Annotated in this window: 12 protein-coding genes; 5 read left to right on the top strand and 7 right to left on the bottom strand. The window is 62.5% G+C overall.

Annotated elements, in window-relative coordinates; all coding sequences use genetic code 11:
• Positions 1-271: 271 nt before the first annotated feature.
• Together ACFX5Q_RS29930 and ACFX5Q_RS29925 are read left to right on the top strand one after the other, a co-directional pair.
• Positions 272-1,687 (top strand): aminotransferase, encoded by a 1,416-nt coding sequence (locus ACFX5Q_RS29930; protein WP_404283678.1) that lies wholly within the window; start codon positions 272-274, stop codon positions 1,685-1,687.
• 395 nt (positions 1,688-2,082) lie between these two features.
• A complete protein-coding gene (locus ACFX5Q_RS29925) occupies positions 2,083-2,598 on the top strand; it encodes a hypothetical protein (RefSeq protein ID WP_404283677.1) in 516 nt (171 codons plus the stop codon).
• Positions 2,599-2,797: 199 nt separating this feature from the next.
• Here ACFX5Q_RS29925 and ACFX5Q_RS29920 read toward each other — a convergent pair whose 3' ends face one another.
• Positions 2,798-4,000, bottom strand: coding sequence for an aromatic ring-hydroxylating dioxygenase subunit alpha (locus ACFX5Q_RS29920; protein WP_404283675.1), 1,203 nt, complete (start codon positions 3,998-4,000; stop codon positions 2,798-2,800).
• A gap of 525 nt (positions 4,001-4,525) precedes the next feature.
• On the opposite strand from ACFX5Q_RS29920, the gene ACFX5Q_RS29915 reads away from it, so the two are divergent.
• Positions 4,526-4,933, top strand: coding sequence for a hypothetical protein (locus tag ACFX5Q_RS29915; RefSeq protein ID WP_404283673.1), 408 nt, complete (start codon positions 4,526-4,528; stop codon positions 4,931-4,933).
• A gap of 277 nt (positions 4,934-5,210) precedes the next feature.
• Here the strand turns inward: ACFX5Q_RS29915 and ACFX5Q_RS29910 are convergent, their stop codons facing one another.
• On the bottom strand, positions 5,211-7,301 hold the full coding sequence (locus ACFX5Q_RS29910) for a PAS domain S-box protein (RefSeq protein ID WP_404283672.1): 2,091 nt from the start codon (positions 7,299-7,301) through the stop codon (positions 5,211-5,213).
• Positions 7,302-7,530: 229 nt separating this feature from the next.
• The gene (locus ACFX5Q_RS29905) at positions 7,531-8,259 is read right to left on the bottom strand and encodes a response regulator (RefSeq protein WP_404283670.1); all 729 of its coding nucleotides are present in this window, start codon (positions 8,257-8,259) and stop codon (positions 7,531-7,533) included.
• Positions 8,260-8,354: 95 nt separating this feature from the next.
• Here ACFX5Q_RS29905 and ACFX5Q_RS29900 point away from each other — a divergent pair, with 95 nt between their 5' ends.
• A complete protein-coding gene (locus ACFX5Q_RS29900) occupies positions 8,355-9,038 on the top strand; it encodes a response regulator transcription factor (protein WP_192182329.1) in 684 nt (227 codons plus the stop codon).
• Positions 9,039-9,111: 73 nt separating this feature from the next.
• On the opposite strand, the gene ACFX5Q_RS29895 is transcribed toward ACFX5Q_RS29900, so the two are convergent.
• On the bottom strand, positions 9,112-9,279 hold the full coding sequence (locus tag ACFX5Q_RS29895) for a hypothetical protein (protein WP_006202193.1): 168 nt from the start codon (positions 9,277-9,279) through the stop codon (positions 9,112-9,114).
• A gap of 41 nt (positions 9,280-9,320) precedes the next feature.
• Positions 9,321-9,653 (bottom strand): hypothetical protein, encoded by a 333-nt coding sequence (locus ACFX5Q_RS29890; protein ID WP_404283668.1) that lies wholly within the window; start codon positions 9,651-9,653, stop codon positions 9,321-9,323.
• 360 nt (positions 9,654-10,013) lie between these two features.
• On the opposite strand from ACFX5Q_RS29890, the gene ACFX5Q_RS29885 reads away from it, so the two are divergent.
• Positions 10,014-10,466: a L,D-transpeptidase gene (locus ACFX5Q_RS29885; RefSeq protein WP_192182332.1), complete on the top strand. Its 453-nt coding sequence runs from the start codon at positions 10,014-10,016 to the stop codon at positions 10,464-10,466.
• A 161-nt stretch (positions 10,467-10,627) separates the two neighbouring features.
• On the opposite strand, the gene ACFX5Q_RS29880 is transcribed toward ACFX5Q_RS29885, so the two are convergent.
• Together ACFX5Q_RS29880 and ACFX5Q_RS29875 are read right to left on the bottom strand one after the other, a co-directional pair.
• A complete protein-coding gene (locus tag ACFX5Q_RS29880) occupies positions 10,628-13,711 on the bottom strand; it encodes an efflux RND transporter permease subunit (RefSeq protein ID WP_404283666.1) in 3,084 nt (1,027 codons plus the stop codon).
• Positions 13,708-15,015, bottom strand: coding sequence for an efflux RND transporter periplasmic adaptor subunit (locus ACFX5Q_RS29875; protein WP_404283665.1), 1,308 nt, complete (start codon positions 15,013-15,015; stop codon positions 13,708-13,710). The genes ACFX5Q_RS29880 and ACFX5Q_RS29875 overlap by 4 nt, the downstream gene beginning before the upstream one ends.
• Positions 15,016-15,049 lie beyond the last annotated feature (34 nt).

Here is a 15,049-nt window from a genome sequence, read left to right as displayed (position 1 = left end):
TTTGCTGGCTCGGACTGTCCTGCCATGCTCATCCCATTGTTGGCGCCGGTCGCCTGTTCCCAATTTTATGCAAGGAGCACGATTTGCGGCGCGCTCCTTGCTTGCTGGCTTTCTTTCATCATGCGCGCATCCGGCGATTGAAATCAAGCGCTATTTCTGTAATATTGATTGAACGGACATTCAAAATGAAGTGAAGAAAGCCGCTTTTCCCAAGGCTTGGAGCTTGACTTCGTGTCCGCTGAAAATTGTCACGAGAGCATGTGAGGCGAAGATGGCGGCTGCAAGAGACCTGAAGGCGAAGGAAACGGCCGATGCCGATGTCGACGCCGTCGAACTGGCCAAGCGCCATCTCGTCCAGCCCTGGCCGTTCGCCGGCTCGGTCGGCACCGAGGCGCGCGCGCTGATCGGCGAGGGCGAGGGCATCTACATCACCGACGCATCGGGCAAAAGGCTGATCGACGGACCGGCCGGCATGTGGTGCATCAATGTCGGCCACCGCCGCGAGGAACTGGCCAAGGTGATGTACGACCAGGCGATGGCGCTGTCCTACAACACGCCGTGGTACACGATGAACGCGCCATCGGCGGAGCTTGCCATGCGCATCGCCGGTCATGCGCCGGGCGATCTCAGCCATGTCTTCTTCACCACCGGCGGGTCCTCGGCGGTGGAGACGGCACTGCGCTTCATGCAGTTCTACAACAATGTGCGGGGGCGGCCGGAAAAGAAGCTGATCCTCAGCCGCGGCGACGCCTATCACGGCTCGACCTATCTGTCGGCCTCGCTCAATGGCCGCCCGCGCGACCGCCACTGGATGGATGGCGCCGACGAACTGGTCGTGAAGCTCTCTTCGCCGGATCCGTTCCGCCGGCCGCAAGGCATGAGCATAGAGGCGTTCACCGATTTCCTGGTCGATCAGTTCCGCGACACGGTCGCGCGCATCGGCGCCGACAGGATCGGCGCCTTCGTCGGCGAGCCGGTGCAGGCCTCGGGCGGCGTCGTGGTGCCGCCGGATGGCTACCTGAAGCGCATCCGCGAAATCTGCCGCGACCACGGCATCCTCTACATCTCCGACGAGGTGGTGACTGGCTTCGGCCGGCTCGGCCACGTCTTTGCCTCCGGCGAAATGTTCGGCATCGACCCCGACATGATCACCTTCGCCAAGGGCGTCACATCAGGCTATTTCCCGCTCGGCGGCGTCATCATCTCGGAGCGGATTTTGCAGGAACTGCGCCGCTCGAACCACCCCGACGCGCTGTTCGGCCATGGTCTGACCTACACCAGTCATCCGATCGGCTGCGCGGTGGCGCTGAAGAACCTCAATATCCTCGAGGAGAGCGTGCTTGCCCATACGCGCGAGGTCGCGCCCTATTTCCAGGCGCAGCTGAAGACGTTGGAGGAACTTCCTTTGGTCGGGGAGGTGCGCGGCATGGGGCTGATGGGCTGCGTCGAATGCGTCGCCGATCGCGAAAGCAAGGATCCGCTGAAGCTCGACAAGGACGTCGGCAAGCGCATCGACGCACATTGCCATGAGCTCGGCTTGCTGGTCCGGCCGCTGATCAACATGTGTGTGATGTCGCCACCGCTGATCATTTCGCGCGAGCAGATCGACGACATGGTGGCGATCCTGCGCGAAGGCATTTCACGCACGATGGACGATCTGAGGAAGGAAGGGGTTTGGCAGGGGTAATTCCCTTCTTTCCGTTCTTCGCGTTCTACGGGAAGAGGAGCGGCGCTGTCCGATCCGGCAGCTACTCGCTTGGCGAGCGGTTGGCGGCGCCGGATCGCCGACGTGGGCCCAGTTTGCAGGCGGCGCAGCGAGCTCGCGGCTCAGCCAGCGCCGTGAATTGCCCTGCGGGGTCGACGCCCATCGGCAGCTCGCCTTGGCGGCCAGCTCGGCATTATAGCAATTTTCCCCAAGCCCTGGACACCGCAACGCTGCAAGTTGTGGCGGCAATGTTCTGGCGCCGACACGGGCTTCCGTCGCCAAATCCCACAAGGCGCGGTTTAGGCAGGCGGGCCGCGACAATGGGCCGGCGGGCTGCGCTGGCAGTTCAGCCTGTCTGCTTGGAAACGAAAGGCAGTATGACGATGACGATTTCTCCGTTTCTCACCGCTCTCGGATCCGAAGGTCCTCCAGCCGACCGAGCGAAAGACATGGACCTGTATGGATGGCTAATTGGAAGCTGGGAAATGGCCTCGGTCCACTACCTCGACGACGGCACAATCCAGAAATGGGATGGAGAATGCCATTTTGGCTGGGTGCTCGGAGGCCGCGCGATTCAGGACGTTTGGATCAGGCCCAAGCGCCCTGCGCCGTCGACGATGTATGGCACGACTTTGCGCATCTTCGATCCTGGGATCGATGGCTGGCACATCATATGGAACGACCCGCTCAACCAAGATTACTCGCGCCAGATCGGGCGGGCCGAAGGTAAGGACATTGTCCAGCTCGGCAATGACTCGCGCGGTCTGAAAACTCGATGGCGTTTCACCGAGATCACTGCCAACAGCTTCCATTGGATAGGCGAGGAAAGATCTTCCGAGAGTGACCCTTGGCAAATCACGTATGAACATTTAGCCCGCCGAACGAAACCCTGAAGGGTGAATTTCTCCCTTCTCCCCGTTCCACGGGGAGAAGGTGCCCGAAGGGCGGATGAGGGGCGGCGCTGAACCTAGTGATTGGCTGTGGCCTTCGACGCCATAAGCTATCGTCCGATCAAAGCGATAATCTCAAAAGCCGGCGCTGCCCCTCACCTGCCTGCCGGCATCCTCTCCCCGTAGAACGGGGAGAGGGAGGCTACCCCCTCGACCTCAGCGCGTCGTTCAGCCCCCACATGTCCTTCTCCTCCGGCGCGGTCTCGAGCCCGAGCACCGGGATCTGCTTGCGTAAATGGTCGTGGTGGGTGCGCACGCCGTATTCGAGGTCGGAGAGGTAAAAACCTTCGAAGGCTTCCGACAGCATGGATTCGTTCGACCATACCGAAAGCTGCACGTCTTCGTTCATCGTGTCACGGTCGATGCGGTAGGCGAGATAGCGTGCCGCCGCCTGCTCCCTGGTCTCATCGGGATAGCGGTAGATCGCGCCGCGCAGCAGCGTCTCGCCGGTCGACAGCGGGAACTCCTGATAGAACTGCACCGATTCCGGCATGATCGACAGGGCGTTGTTGGGGAAGATGCCGTAATAGATCCAGGCTCTGCGCAGATGCTGCGGCAGATGCGACGCGTCGGGGGTGAGCTTGATGTATTCCCGCACGCTCCAGCGCCGCCCGGCATGCGGATTGTAGGTGGCGAAGGAGCGCGACACGCCGTTGATGAACGGTTCGTCGAAATAGGTCGCGCCGTAGAGATCCTGCAGCGCCGGATGCGCCATGGCGACGTGGTAGCCTTCATTGTCGACATCGCGCACCGACTTCCAGTTGACGGGCGACTTCTGCGTCCAGATGCCCCAGGACGGCACCATGTCGGCGACATTGTAATGGGCCATCTCGGCCTCGATCGGCTTCAGCAATTCGGCCACGGAGGGCTGCGGGCCACCCTTGCGGAAGCGGATGAAGATGAAGCCCATCCAGATTTCGAGGTCGAGCGGCATCAAGCCGAATTCGGTCTTGTCGAGATCGGGGAAGGAACGCGGACGGGCAGCGCCGCGCAGCGTGCCGTCAAGATTGTACACCCAGCCATGGAAGGGGCAGACCAGAGCGTTCTTGCAGGTGCCCTGGCTGTCGGCGACGACGCGGCTGCCGCGGTGGCGGCACATGTTGTTGAAGGCGCGCACGACGCCGTCCTTACCGCGCACGGTCAGCGCCCGCTCGCCGACCACATCCATGGTCAGATAGTCGCCGGCATTCGGCACGTCGGAGACATGGCCGGCGATCTGCCAGTGGTTGCGGAAGACGTATTCCCTCTCGAGTTCGAGAAGGGCGTCGGAGTGGTAACTCCAACCCGGCAGGCCCCGCCGGTCCCAATTGTTGGGGATCGCCACGTCACGGAGGTGCGGGTTCATCAAAGGCTCTTCATTTGTTGAATACTCATTCAATAAAATCATATTTTTCTTTGAAATGCAATGGCTTGTGGAAATACCAAAATTTCAAGATGGCTGAATTGTGCAGGCCTGGATCTGGCCCGACGAGAGAAAATCCCGGAAATTCCGGGCCTTAGCGCCGGTTGTGGAAGATGCGCCGGGCGCGGGGATTCGCAGGCGCCGCGCCTGGAAAAATGAACCCATTTCCGAGGAAAAAGCCCCGGCGCCGGCAGAGTGCCGCCCGGAGTGTGATCTTGCTCATAGTCTGGCCGGGCAGGTCCGGGCATAGCTCAACGCTATCACCGTCTAGGCAACATCCTGATCATGCACATGAAACAGCTTCGCAAACGAAACAGACCATCGGCGCTTGCCCGGTTGTGCCCGGATATGCCCGATTCTCTTGTTTCGTTCCTGTTACACGGGCAATCTTTGCGCGTCGTTCGTCCGTTACCAGGCGCGGTTAAGTTCGTTTTATAGCAAAGACAAAAATAAACGAAGGGAACGGCGATGTTTACGAAGGTTCACGCCAACAGCGACCGCGGCAGGCAAGTGCCGGAACGCAATGACAGGCGTCCGAAGTTGGCACTGCGCCAGCGCGCCAGCGATCATCCGATGGTGATGTTCATGATGATGGGCGCCTGCGCCTTCGCAATCATGGCATTCACGCCGGCGGCCGGTCCGGCCTTCGCCTCGTTCAATCCGCCAGCCAACGTCATCGACGGCGCCTCGACCACGGTCAAGACGGCGCGGCTGCCGATGCCGGAGATCGATTTTGCCTGCAAGGGCCAGGCCTGGGGCGCCGAGAGCGCGGATTGCCTGCGCGTCATTGCCGCCCAGTCCGGTGTGCATAGAGACCGCGCCGTCCGCATGATCGCCAATGCCGCGCCAATGAGCAACACGCCGAATGTTTTTTGAGTTCTGCTAGGCATGATCCGACAGTAGGTATCTAGTCTTCGGGTCATGCTTGGACCTCCCAGAGCGCACCTCCAGCGCTCAGTCAGGCTCCCGCCGCACGTCGGTCGGGAGTCTCTTTTTTTTGGGGTCTGTTGAGATTCAGCGCAGGCCGGCCTGCGAATGGCGGTTTCCTGCGCTTCCGATACTCGCGTACCCAAATGTACGCTCCGTTTCGGTTCTCGGAAACCACCACTCTCGGCCAGGCCTGACCTGAATCTCAACAGACCCCAAGGACAGGTCAGCCGGCGGCCACGGCGACCTGCTCGGCAATGGCCGAGAGCACGCCGCGGACGTCCAGCGTGCTGAAAGGCTTCTCGAGGATTTGCGGGCGCTGTGGCGCCGGCAACGCCTCGATCTCGGCCTTGGCGCCGATCAGGTCGCCGGTGACGAGCACGAAGCGCTGCGCCAGGTCAGGCCGTTCGGCAAGCAGCTCGCGATAGATGGCGATGCCGCTGGTGCCGGGCATGCGCAGGTCGGAAAAGACGATGTCGGGCGGCATATGCCCTGCGAGGATCCCGGCTGCCGATGTCCAGGCCGCCACCACCCTCGACTTCAAGCCCATCAGCTCCAGAATGTCGGACAGCGAGCCGGCGACATCGGGCTCGTCGTCGATGATCAGCGCATGGCGCAGGCCGCTCGAGCGCGCCGGGCTTTCGCCGGCCGCGCCTGCACCGGCGGCGATCGCCGGCAACTGGACGACGAAGCGGGCACCCCTCGGCAGGACTTCCTCGAACCAGATGTTGCCGTTGTGCCGTTCGATGATCGATTTCGAGATCGACAGGCCGATGCCGGTGCCGACGCCGACCGGCTTGGTGGTGAAATAAGATTCGAAGATGCGCGAACGGATCGCTTCCGGCACGCCCGGTCCGTTGTCCTCGATCGAAAAGCCGGGATTGCCGCGGTCACTGCGAAATGTGCGCACCTTGATCAGCCGGTCGCCCGCGACGCCGGCCAAAGCATGCTGGCTGTTGATCAGGAAATTGGCCGCCACCTGTGTCACGTGGTCGGCATCGGCCATGGCCAGCAGCGGGCCGGCGGCGAAATCGGTGTCGATGATTATGCCGCTCGACCGCGCGCCATAGGCGGTCACTTCGAGTGCCGCGCGGATCACCTGGTTGAGATCGGTCTCGGCCTGTGCCGCCGGATGTAGGCGCACCATCGACAGGAAGCTCTTGACGATGCGGCCGCAGCGCTCCGCGGCGGCGCGGACCTTTTCGGCGCGCACCTTGGTCTGCGGGTCGGTCGCGAATTCGTGCAGAAGCGTCGACTGCGCGACGACCACGGCAAGCGGGTTGTTCAGCTCATGCGAGACACCTGCCAGCAGCGAACCCATCGCCGCCATCTTCTCGTTCTGGTGCAGTTTCTCGCGCTGACGACCGATCTCCTCCTCGGCGCGCAGCTTGTCGCGCAGGTCGCGGATCGAGCCGAAGATGAGACGGCGGTCGGCGACCCGCATCTCGGTCGCTGTCAATTCGATCGGAAAGACCTCGCCGGCCGCATTCTGGGTGACCGTTTCGAGCCGCTGGCCGACCATCGGCGAGCCGCGGCCCGACATGTAGTCGGCGCCCGATGCATAGCCCTTGCGATAATATGCCGGAACCACCGTATCGAGCAGGTCCTTGCCGAGTATGTCGGAGCGCTGGAAGCCGAACATCTTTTCGGCGGCTGGATTGAATTCGATGATCGAGCCGGTCTCGTCGATGACGATGATGGCGTCGAGCGAGGCCTGCAGCATGGTACGGCGGATGACTTCGCTGGCATGGGCGTCCGAGGGCGAGCGCTCGATGGCGTCGCCGATGGCGAGCGCGATGATGTGCAGCGTCGCCTCTTCCTCGTCGGTCCAGTCGCGCTCGTCGACGCAGTCGTTGACCGCGAGCGTGCCCCAAAGATGGCCGTGCGCGAAGACGGAAACCGACAGGAACGACTTGATGTTCTGCTTTTCGAAGTCGGATCTGAGAAAGCCTTCCAGATCGCGCGTATGGCCGGCGAAGACCTTGCCCTGGCGCTCGTCCTCGGCCAGTCGCTCCAGCAGCGGATCCGAATTGACGACCGATTGCATGATGACCGTCGGCGATGCCAGTTCGCCGCCGAAGTCGGGGTCGATCCAGTAGGCCGAGACCGACTGGGCAAAGCCCTGGCCAGGTAGCTCGCGCAACCGGAACAGGATGCCGCGCTGGCAATCCATGGCGCGGCACAGTGTCTCCAGGATGGTCTCCATCTCGCGCTGCCAGTCGCCGGCCTCTCGCAGCCGGCGAACGACGCGCACAGCCGCCATTGCAGCGCCCTGGCGGTCGCCCTTCATGTCCGTGTTTGCTGCGTCGGCAATCATGATCAGCAATTATCCAAAAGCCACATCTGATAGACTACGGAATTCAGCGCATAAGCCCGAAAATCGATGCCGATTTCCGGAAGCATCATGCGCAAAATCAGAATGCTACAGCTTCCGTTGCGTGTTCGAAAGGACGCGCGGCGCCGTCGTACGGTTTTGAATCCTGAAATTGGCGAACGCAATCTCCGAAACAGCGAGAATTCAAATCCGCGACACCGGGCTGTACGGCTCAGTTGCCGTCGCCGTTCGGCAGCGAGAAGACATAGCCTTCGCCGCGCACCGTGCGCAGGAACTTCGGATTGGCGGGATCGGCCTCGATCTTCTTGCGCAGCCGCATGATGCGGATATCGACCGCGCGCGAGGATTCCGGATCTTCGACAAACCCGATCGCTTCGGAGATCGCGGCGCGCGTCAAAAGACGGTTGGCGCGGGTCAGGAAGACCTCCAGCACGTCGAACTCGCTCTTGGCCATATCGATGACCGCGCCGTTGGCGCCGGTGACGAGCCTGCCGTCGAGATCGGCCTGGAAGGAGCCGAAGCTCAGGCGGCGCCCGGCGCCCGTCTCGGCCTTGGCGGCCTGCGGCACGGTCGGCTGCGGAACGCGGCGCAGCACGCTGCGGACCCTGGCCAGAACCTCGCGCAATTCATACGGCTTGACGATGTAGTCGTCGGCGCCGAGCTCCAGTCCGACGATGCGGTCGAGCGCGGTGCCGGCGGCGGTGGCATAGATGATGCCGATCGGGGTTTTGGAGCGCAGCCAGCGGCCGAACGACAGACCGTCCTCGCCGGGCATGGCGATGTCGAGAATGGCCAGATGGAAGGATTGCGTTTCCAGCAAGGTCCGCGCCTCGGCGGCACTTTCCGCCATCGCCACCTCATAGCCGCTGGCGCCAAGATACTCGGCGACCGCCTCCCTCAGGTCAGGCTCGTCCTCGACGACTACAATCCTTGCCCGCACTATGCTCTCGCTCCCGCTTTCAGCGGAAAGTAGATTGGGTATAAACATCATGTCCAGCACTCATCTTGAGATGTCTGTCGCGAGGTGGAAAAAACATGGCACGATCGGTCATCGCGCTCGTATCCGTGGCGCAAGTGGTTGCGAGCGATCTCGCCGACCATCTTGAGCGGCGTGGCCACGACGTGCGCGAAGCGCGCCAGCCCTGGGAAGCGGAGTCGCTGCTTTCGGCCAAGGGTATCGACGTGGTGGTTGTCGGCGACAGCCTGAGCCAGGCCGAGGGACGCGATCTCTTGAGGCGCCATGGCGGCGAGGGCGGGCCTGATTTCATCCTGATCTGCCGGCCGGCCGACCTTGTCGACAAGGTGCTGGCGCTCGAGCTCGGCGCCGCCGACGTCGTCGAAAGTCCGCTCAATGTCCGCGAGCTTGCCGCGCGCATCGGCGGCCTGTTGGCGCGCCGCGGCAGAGGTGCGGGGGAACTGGTCGTGCTGGAGAATGCGACCGTCGATCTGAGGTCGGCCATGGTCATGCATCGCTCGGGCACCGAGGACCAGCTCTCGCCGGGCCAGGTGGCGCTGCTCAGGCTGTTTCTGGCCAGCCCGCGCAAGGTGCTGACGCGCGACGACATCATTGCGGCGGCACCTGCCGAAAACGCCGACGCCTTCGATCGCTCGATCGATTCGCGCATCGTGCGGCTGCGCCGCAAGCTCGACACCGAAACCATCACCACGATAAGGGGAGCCGGCTACCGGTTCGACCCGCCGACGCAGCGCGCCGACTGAGGCCAGGGCGGCCGCCCTGTTTCTTTGTTTCACCATCGGACCGGTTTCCATCTTCTGGGTCCGATGCAATCGCTCAGCGCACCACGAGTACGGAAGGCCCTGATGGCATGTCGCTGGCGAGGCTGACCTCGTAGGTCTGGGCACGATCCCGCAACAGCACCGCGGCAAGGCCGGCAAAGCCCAGCAGGGCTTGGGCATAAAGCAAGGCAGAAAGTACCGCGGCAGCAGATTTCGTGTTCATTTTTCCATCCCTTCAGATCAGCCCAAACTTATGTTGGCGCTTCAGGAAACCCCCGAAGTGCCCGCGCCGCCCACGGAGCCCCCCGTCGCGGCGCGGGCCTTCGGTCCTCTCGGCAGCAAGTAGCCGGAGGCGCCGCGCATCCACTTCAGCCCAAGGCCGACCCGCCAGAGGGCCTTGAGCCGGTTAATGCGCAGGCTGGAGACGATCCAGACCGTGGCGATGAACAGTGCGGCATGCAGCGTCGAAACCTCGCCCGTGTTCATCGCCGCAAGCGTCGTCATCGGGCTTCCGGCAACTGTGCCGACGCCGCCGACGATGACCGCCGCGATGCTTATCCTGAGGATCCAGGACGGGATGTTCGTTTTGCTGCTCATTTTCGTTTGGTGCCGACTGCTTTTCGTTGCGTCAACTGTGCGGCCGAGCTGTATCCAGATCATGCCGCGCGGGCGACGCTTTGTTGCAGATTGGTTTCGAGACGGCTTAAGTCCCTTTCTTGTAAAGGAAAATCGCGCCTTCGTTTCGCAAAAGCGTAAGAGTTCGGTTGTGCCGGGTTGTAGTGTCGCCATCCCATAGTGGCCTGAACCGGTCGGGTCGGGGTAACCATACTTGTTAATCTTAGGAAACAGATTCGAAACAAAAGCGAGCATCAAGCGAAGTCAGCCTGAAACATGACGCAGCGATAAGTCCGCCATCGAATTGGAGCCGGCCGGACCGGCAGAGAGAGAGGGGACATCATGCACACCACCATTTCCGCCAAGCTTATCAACATCACCGCTGCTGTGCTTACCGGCGCGGCCTTGCTCTTCGGCAGTGGCGCCGCCCATGCCAACCAGATCCTGGCCCGTGTCTCGCTTTCGCAGCAGACCATGGAAGTGCTGGTCGACGGCCGCCCGACCTTCGCCTGGAAGGTGTCGACCGGCGGCAGGGGGTATGTCACGCCGACCGGCTCGTTCAAGCCGACCCGCATGCATGAGATGTGGTACTCGAAGAAGTACGACAATGCCCCGATGCCGCATTCGGTGTTCTTCAGCGGCGGCTATGCGGTGCATGCGACCTATGCCATCAAGAATCTCGGCCGGCCGGCCTCGCATGGCTGCGTGCGGCTGCATCCTGACAATGCCGCCGATTTCTACCAACTGGTCGAGGCCTTTGGCCCGGCCAACACAAGCATCGTCATCGTCAAGTAGCAGGCTGTGGTTGGAGCCGGCTGTGAAGCTTCGGCAAGCTGCCGTGCTTTCACCGTTTCAGGCTCCCGCCGGAAGGCGCTGTAAGCGGTTTCCGCGGTAAATCAACTCAGTCAAAAAAGAGGCCGGAAATTTCCGGCCTCTTTTTTTGTCGCTTGTCTTTGTCAGTCCACCGGCACAGGCATCAGCTTCGGATCCGGCTTCTCGGCATGATGCGGCAGGTCCTTGCTGGCGATGAAGGTGTAGAACATCGGCACCACGAACAGCGTGAACATGGTTCCGACCAGGATGCCGGTGAAGATCACCAGGCCCATCGAGTAACGGGCTGCGGCGCCGGCACCGCTGGAGACGATCAGCGGCACCACGCCCAGCGCCATCGCCGCCGTCGTCATCAGGATCGGCCGCAACCGGACCTTGGCAGAGGCGACGATCGCTTCGCGTCGCGACATCTGGTGCTTCTCGCGCTGCTGGTTGGCGAACTCGACCAAAAGGATGCCGTGCTTGGTGATCAGACCGATCAGCGTGATCAAGCCGACCTGGGTGTAGATGTTCAGCGTTCCGAGACCCAGATTGAGCGGTACGATGGCGCCGAAGATCGACAGCGGCACCGCCATCATGATGATCAGTGGATCGCGGAAGCTTTCGAACTGCGCCGCCAGCACCAAATAGATGACAAGCACGGCGGCCGCAAAGGCAATCAGGATCGTGTTGCCCTGCTCCTTCTCCTGTCTGGACTGACCGGAATAGTCGACGAAGAAGGTTTCGGGCAGGCTCTCCTTGGCGATGTCCTCCAGGGCCTTCAGTCCGTCACCAGTGGTGACGCTAGGCAGCGGCAGCGCGGAAATCGTCGCCGAGTTCAGCTGGTTGAACTGTTCAATGGCCGCCGGCGACGCATTGGTCGAAATCGTCACCACGGAAGAAAGCGGCACCATCTCGCCCGAGGCGCTGCGCACGAAATACTCGGCCAGCTTCTCGGGATTGTCGCGGAATTCCTGCGGCACCTGCGGGATGATGTCGTAGCTGTTGGAGTCGCGGTCGAACTGCGCCACTTCGGCGCCGCCGACCAGCAAGGTCAAGGTGCGGCCGATGTCGGCGATCGGCAGGTTGAGGGCCGCGGCGCGATCGCGATCGATGGTCACCGTCACCTGTGGCGCGTCGTAGGACATCGAGTTCTGCACGACGATGAAACGGCCGGAGGCCTGCGCCTTGTTCTTGATCTGCTCCGCCGCCTCGTAGACCTCTGAAGCAGCGCCGGTCGAGCGCACCACCATTGAGATAGGCAGGCCGCCGCCGGAGCCCGGCAGCGTCGGCGGCGCGAAGACGAAGGCCTCGACGCCGGCGACCTTGCCGAGACGCCCCTGTATGTCGGCCTGGAGCTCCTTCGAACTGCGGGCGCGTTCGGCCCAGTCCTTGAATGCGAAGCCGACGAAGGCGCCGTTGGTCTGGCCGCCGAAGGCGACCGCCGAAAACTGCGCCCGCGTTTCCGGGATATCCTTGACCAGGCCCAGGATCTGATTGACGTAGGTCTCGGTATAGTCCGACGTCGCGTAGCGCGGTCCGGTCACGATCGACAGCAGGAAGCCCTGGTCTTCTTCCGGCGCCAGTTCGCTCGAGGTCTTTGTGAAGGCGAAGCCGGTGACGCCGACCAGCGCAAGGACGATGATCAGTGTCACCGGGCGATAATTCAGCGAGCCTTTGACCGCCTTCTCATAGACGCGCTCGACCCATCCGAAGGTGCCGTCGACAACGCGCTGGAAACGGCCGGGCGCGCCGGACTTCAGCAGGCGCGCCGACATCATCGGCGTGATGGTGACGGCGATGATGCCCGACAGCACCACCGAACCGGCAAGGGTGACCGCGAATTCGCGAAACAGCGCACCGGTCAGGCCGCCGGTGAAAGCCAACGGCGCGAACACTGCGGCCAGTGTGATCGTCATGGCGACGATGGCGGAAAAGATTTCCCGCATGCCGTTGAAGGCCGCCTGCATCGGCGACATGTGGTCTTCTTCCATGTGGCGGTGAATGTTCTCCACCACCACGATGGCGTCGTCGACGACCAGGCCGATCGCCAGCACCATGGCCAGCAACGACAGGAGGTTGATCGAATAGCCGACCGAAAACAGCAGGAAGCAGACGCCGATCAGCGACAGCGGAATGGTGACGATCGGCATCAGCACCGAGCGGAACGAACCGAGGAAGAGCAGGATGACGACGATGACGATGGCGACCGCCTCGGCGATGGTCTTGAACACCTCCTCGATCGAGGCGCTGATCTGTTCGGTGGAGTCGTAAACGATCTCGATCGTCATGCCTTTCGGCAGCGTGTCCTGGATCGTCGGCACGATCTTGTGGATCGCCGCCGCCGTCGTCAGCGGGTTCGCCGCCGGGGTCGGGAAGATGGCGAGGAAGGTGCCGGGCTTGCCGTTGAAGCTGACCCTGGTGTCGGTATTCTCCGCGCCCAGTTCCACGCGCGCAACGTCGCGCAACCGCACCACGTTGCCGTCTTTCGAGCGAAGAGGAAGCTCGGCGAAAGCCTCCGGGGTCTGCAATGTAGAGCGCACGGTGATCGACGAGACGACATACTCGTTCTGGGTATTGCCGGGCGCGGAGAGGAAGTTGGAGTCATTGATGGCGGTCAGCACGTCCGCCGCGGTGACGCCGCGCGCGGCAAGCTTGACCGGGTCGATCCAGACGCGCATCGAATATTCCTGGGCGCCGAAGATCTGCACGTCGGCAACGCCTTCCACCGTCGAGATACGGGGCCGGATGACGCGCTCGATATATTCGGTCAGCTGCTCCTTCGTCATGTTCGGATTCTGCATCGAGATGTACATCATCGCGAACTGATCACCGGTGCCTTTGACGATCACAGGGTCCTTGGACGCATCCGGCAAGGTGCCGCGCACGCCTTGTACCTTCGACAGCACTTCGGTCAGCGCGACATCGGGATTGGAACCGAGTTTCATCTGCACCGTCACGGTGCTGGAAGACGGCCGGCTTGCCGAGGTGACGTAGTCGATGTTTTCGGTCGAGGCGACGGCGCGCGCGATCGGTGCGGAGATGAAGCCCTGGATCAGGTCGGCGCTGGCGCCGGGATAGGCGGTCGTGATCGTGATCGCGGTTTCATCGACCTTTGGGTATTGCCGGATCGACAGGTTGAAGATGCCCTGAAAACCCAGGAGCAGGATCATGCAGGCCAGAACGGTCGACAGGACCGGGCGGCGGATGAAGATGTCGGAAATGCTCATTGCTGGGCGGCCTGGTTGTTAGCCGATTTGGTCGGGTCGATGGTGTTGTCGACGGCAACGGACATGCCGTTGTAGAGCCGGTTCTGACCGGCGGTGACGACCTCGTCGCCGGAGGCGATGCCTTCCAGGATCTCAACCATGCCGTTGTTGCGGCGGCCCGGCTTGACGAAGACCTGGGAAAGGACAAGCTCCGGCTTCGGCGCTTCCGTTGCAGGCTTGGCCGGGTCTGCAGCCGCCTTGTCGGCTGGCTTTGCCGCAGCACCTTCGGCAGCGGGTTTCACCGCATCCGCCGCGGGCTTGGCGGCATCCGCAGCAGGTTTGTCAGCTGGCTTTTCTTCCGGCTTGGCTGCCGGGGCCGGAGCGGCTTCGGCAGCCTTGGCCGGACGCACAACAAAGACGAAGTCGCCATAGAGGCTGGACGTCAGCGCCGTCTGCGGCAGCGCCAGTACGTTGTTTTCCTCGGGCAATTCGACGCGCACCTGCACGAACTGGCCAGGCGTCAGCTTGCCTTCGGTGTTGGCGACCTCGGCTCTGATGGTCACCAGTCGGCTCGCGGGATCGATCTTGGGGTCGATGCCGCGGATCTTGCCAGCGAACGGCATCTCACCGCCGCCAATGCCCAGCCGCACTGTCTGATCGATCTTGAGCAACGGAAGCTGCTGTTCGGGAACCGAGAAGTCGACCCGCATCGTGTCCAGGTCCTGCAAGGTCACCACCGCGGTGCCTGGCGCGAGATACTGGCCGAGGTCGATTTTCGGGATACCCACCGTGCCGCTGAAAGGCGCCGTCAGCCGCTTCTGGTCGAGCACCGCCTGCAGTTTGGCCACTTGGGCTTCGGTGGCGGCTGCGGTTGCACGCGCCGTGTCGAGCGTAGCTTCCGGATTAACGCCGCGCCTCTGCAGTTCGATGGCGCGCGTCAGCGCCGTCTGGACGACCGCCACTTGCGCCTTCGTCGCTTCTAGATCTGCGCGCTCGACGGCATCGTCGAGCTGCAGCAGGACCGCGCCGTCCGCAACCTTCTGATTGGCGTGAAAGAGGATCTGCCTGACGATGCCGGCGGTTTCGACGGTAAGGTCGACGCCGTGTACGGCACTGACCGTGCCGATCGCCTCGATGCCCGGCGTCCACTCTGTCGGCTTGACGGCGACTGTCGACACGGTCGCCGCCGGCGGTTTCATCGTGGCGAAGTATTGCTTGATCCCGTTGTCGCGCAGGAAGTTGAAGCCGACGATGCCGCCGCATACCACCGCGAGCACGAGCAAAACCAAGGCGATGACGATTGTCTGGATTGTGCGCTTGAACAAGAGTTTCCCCTCAACCGGCGACCGGCATGGCGGT

Origin of the sequence: Mesorhizobium sp. IMUNJ 23033 (genome assembly GCF_044778005.1) — a bacterium.
In the GTDB taxonomy this organism is placed as follows: domain Bacteria; phylum Pseudomonadota; class Alphaproteobacteria; order Rhizobiales; family Rhizobiaceae; genus Mesorhizobium; species Mesorhizobium amorphae_A.
This window is presented reverse-complemented; position numbering and strand designations above follow the sequence as displayed.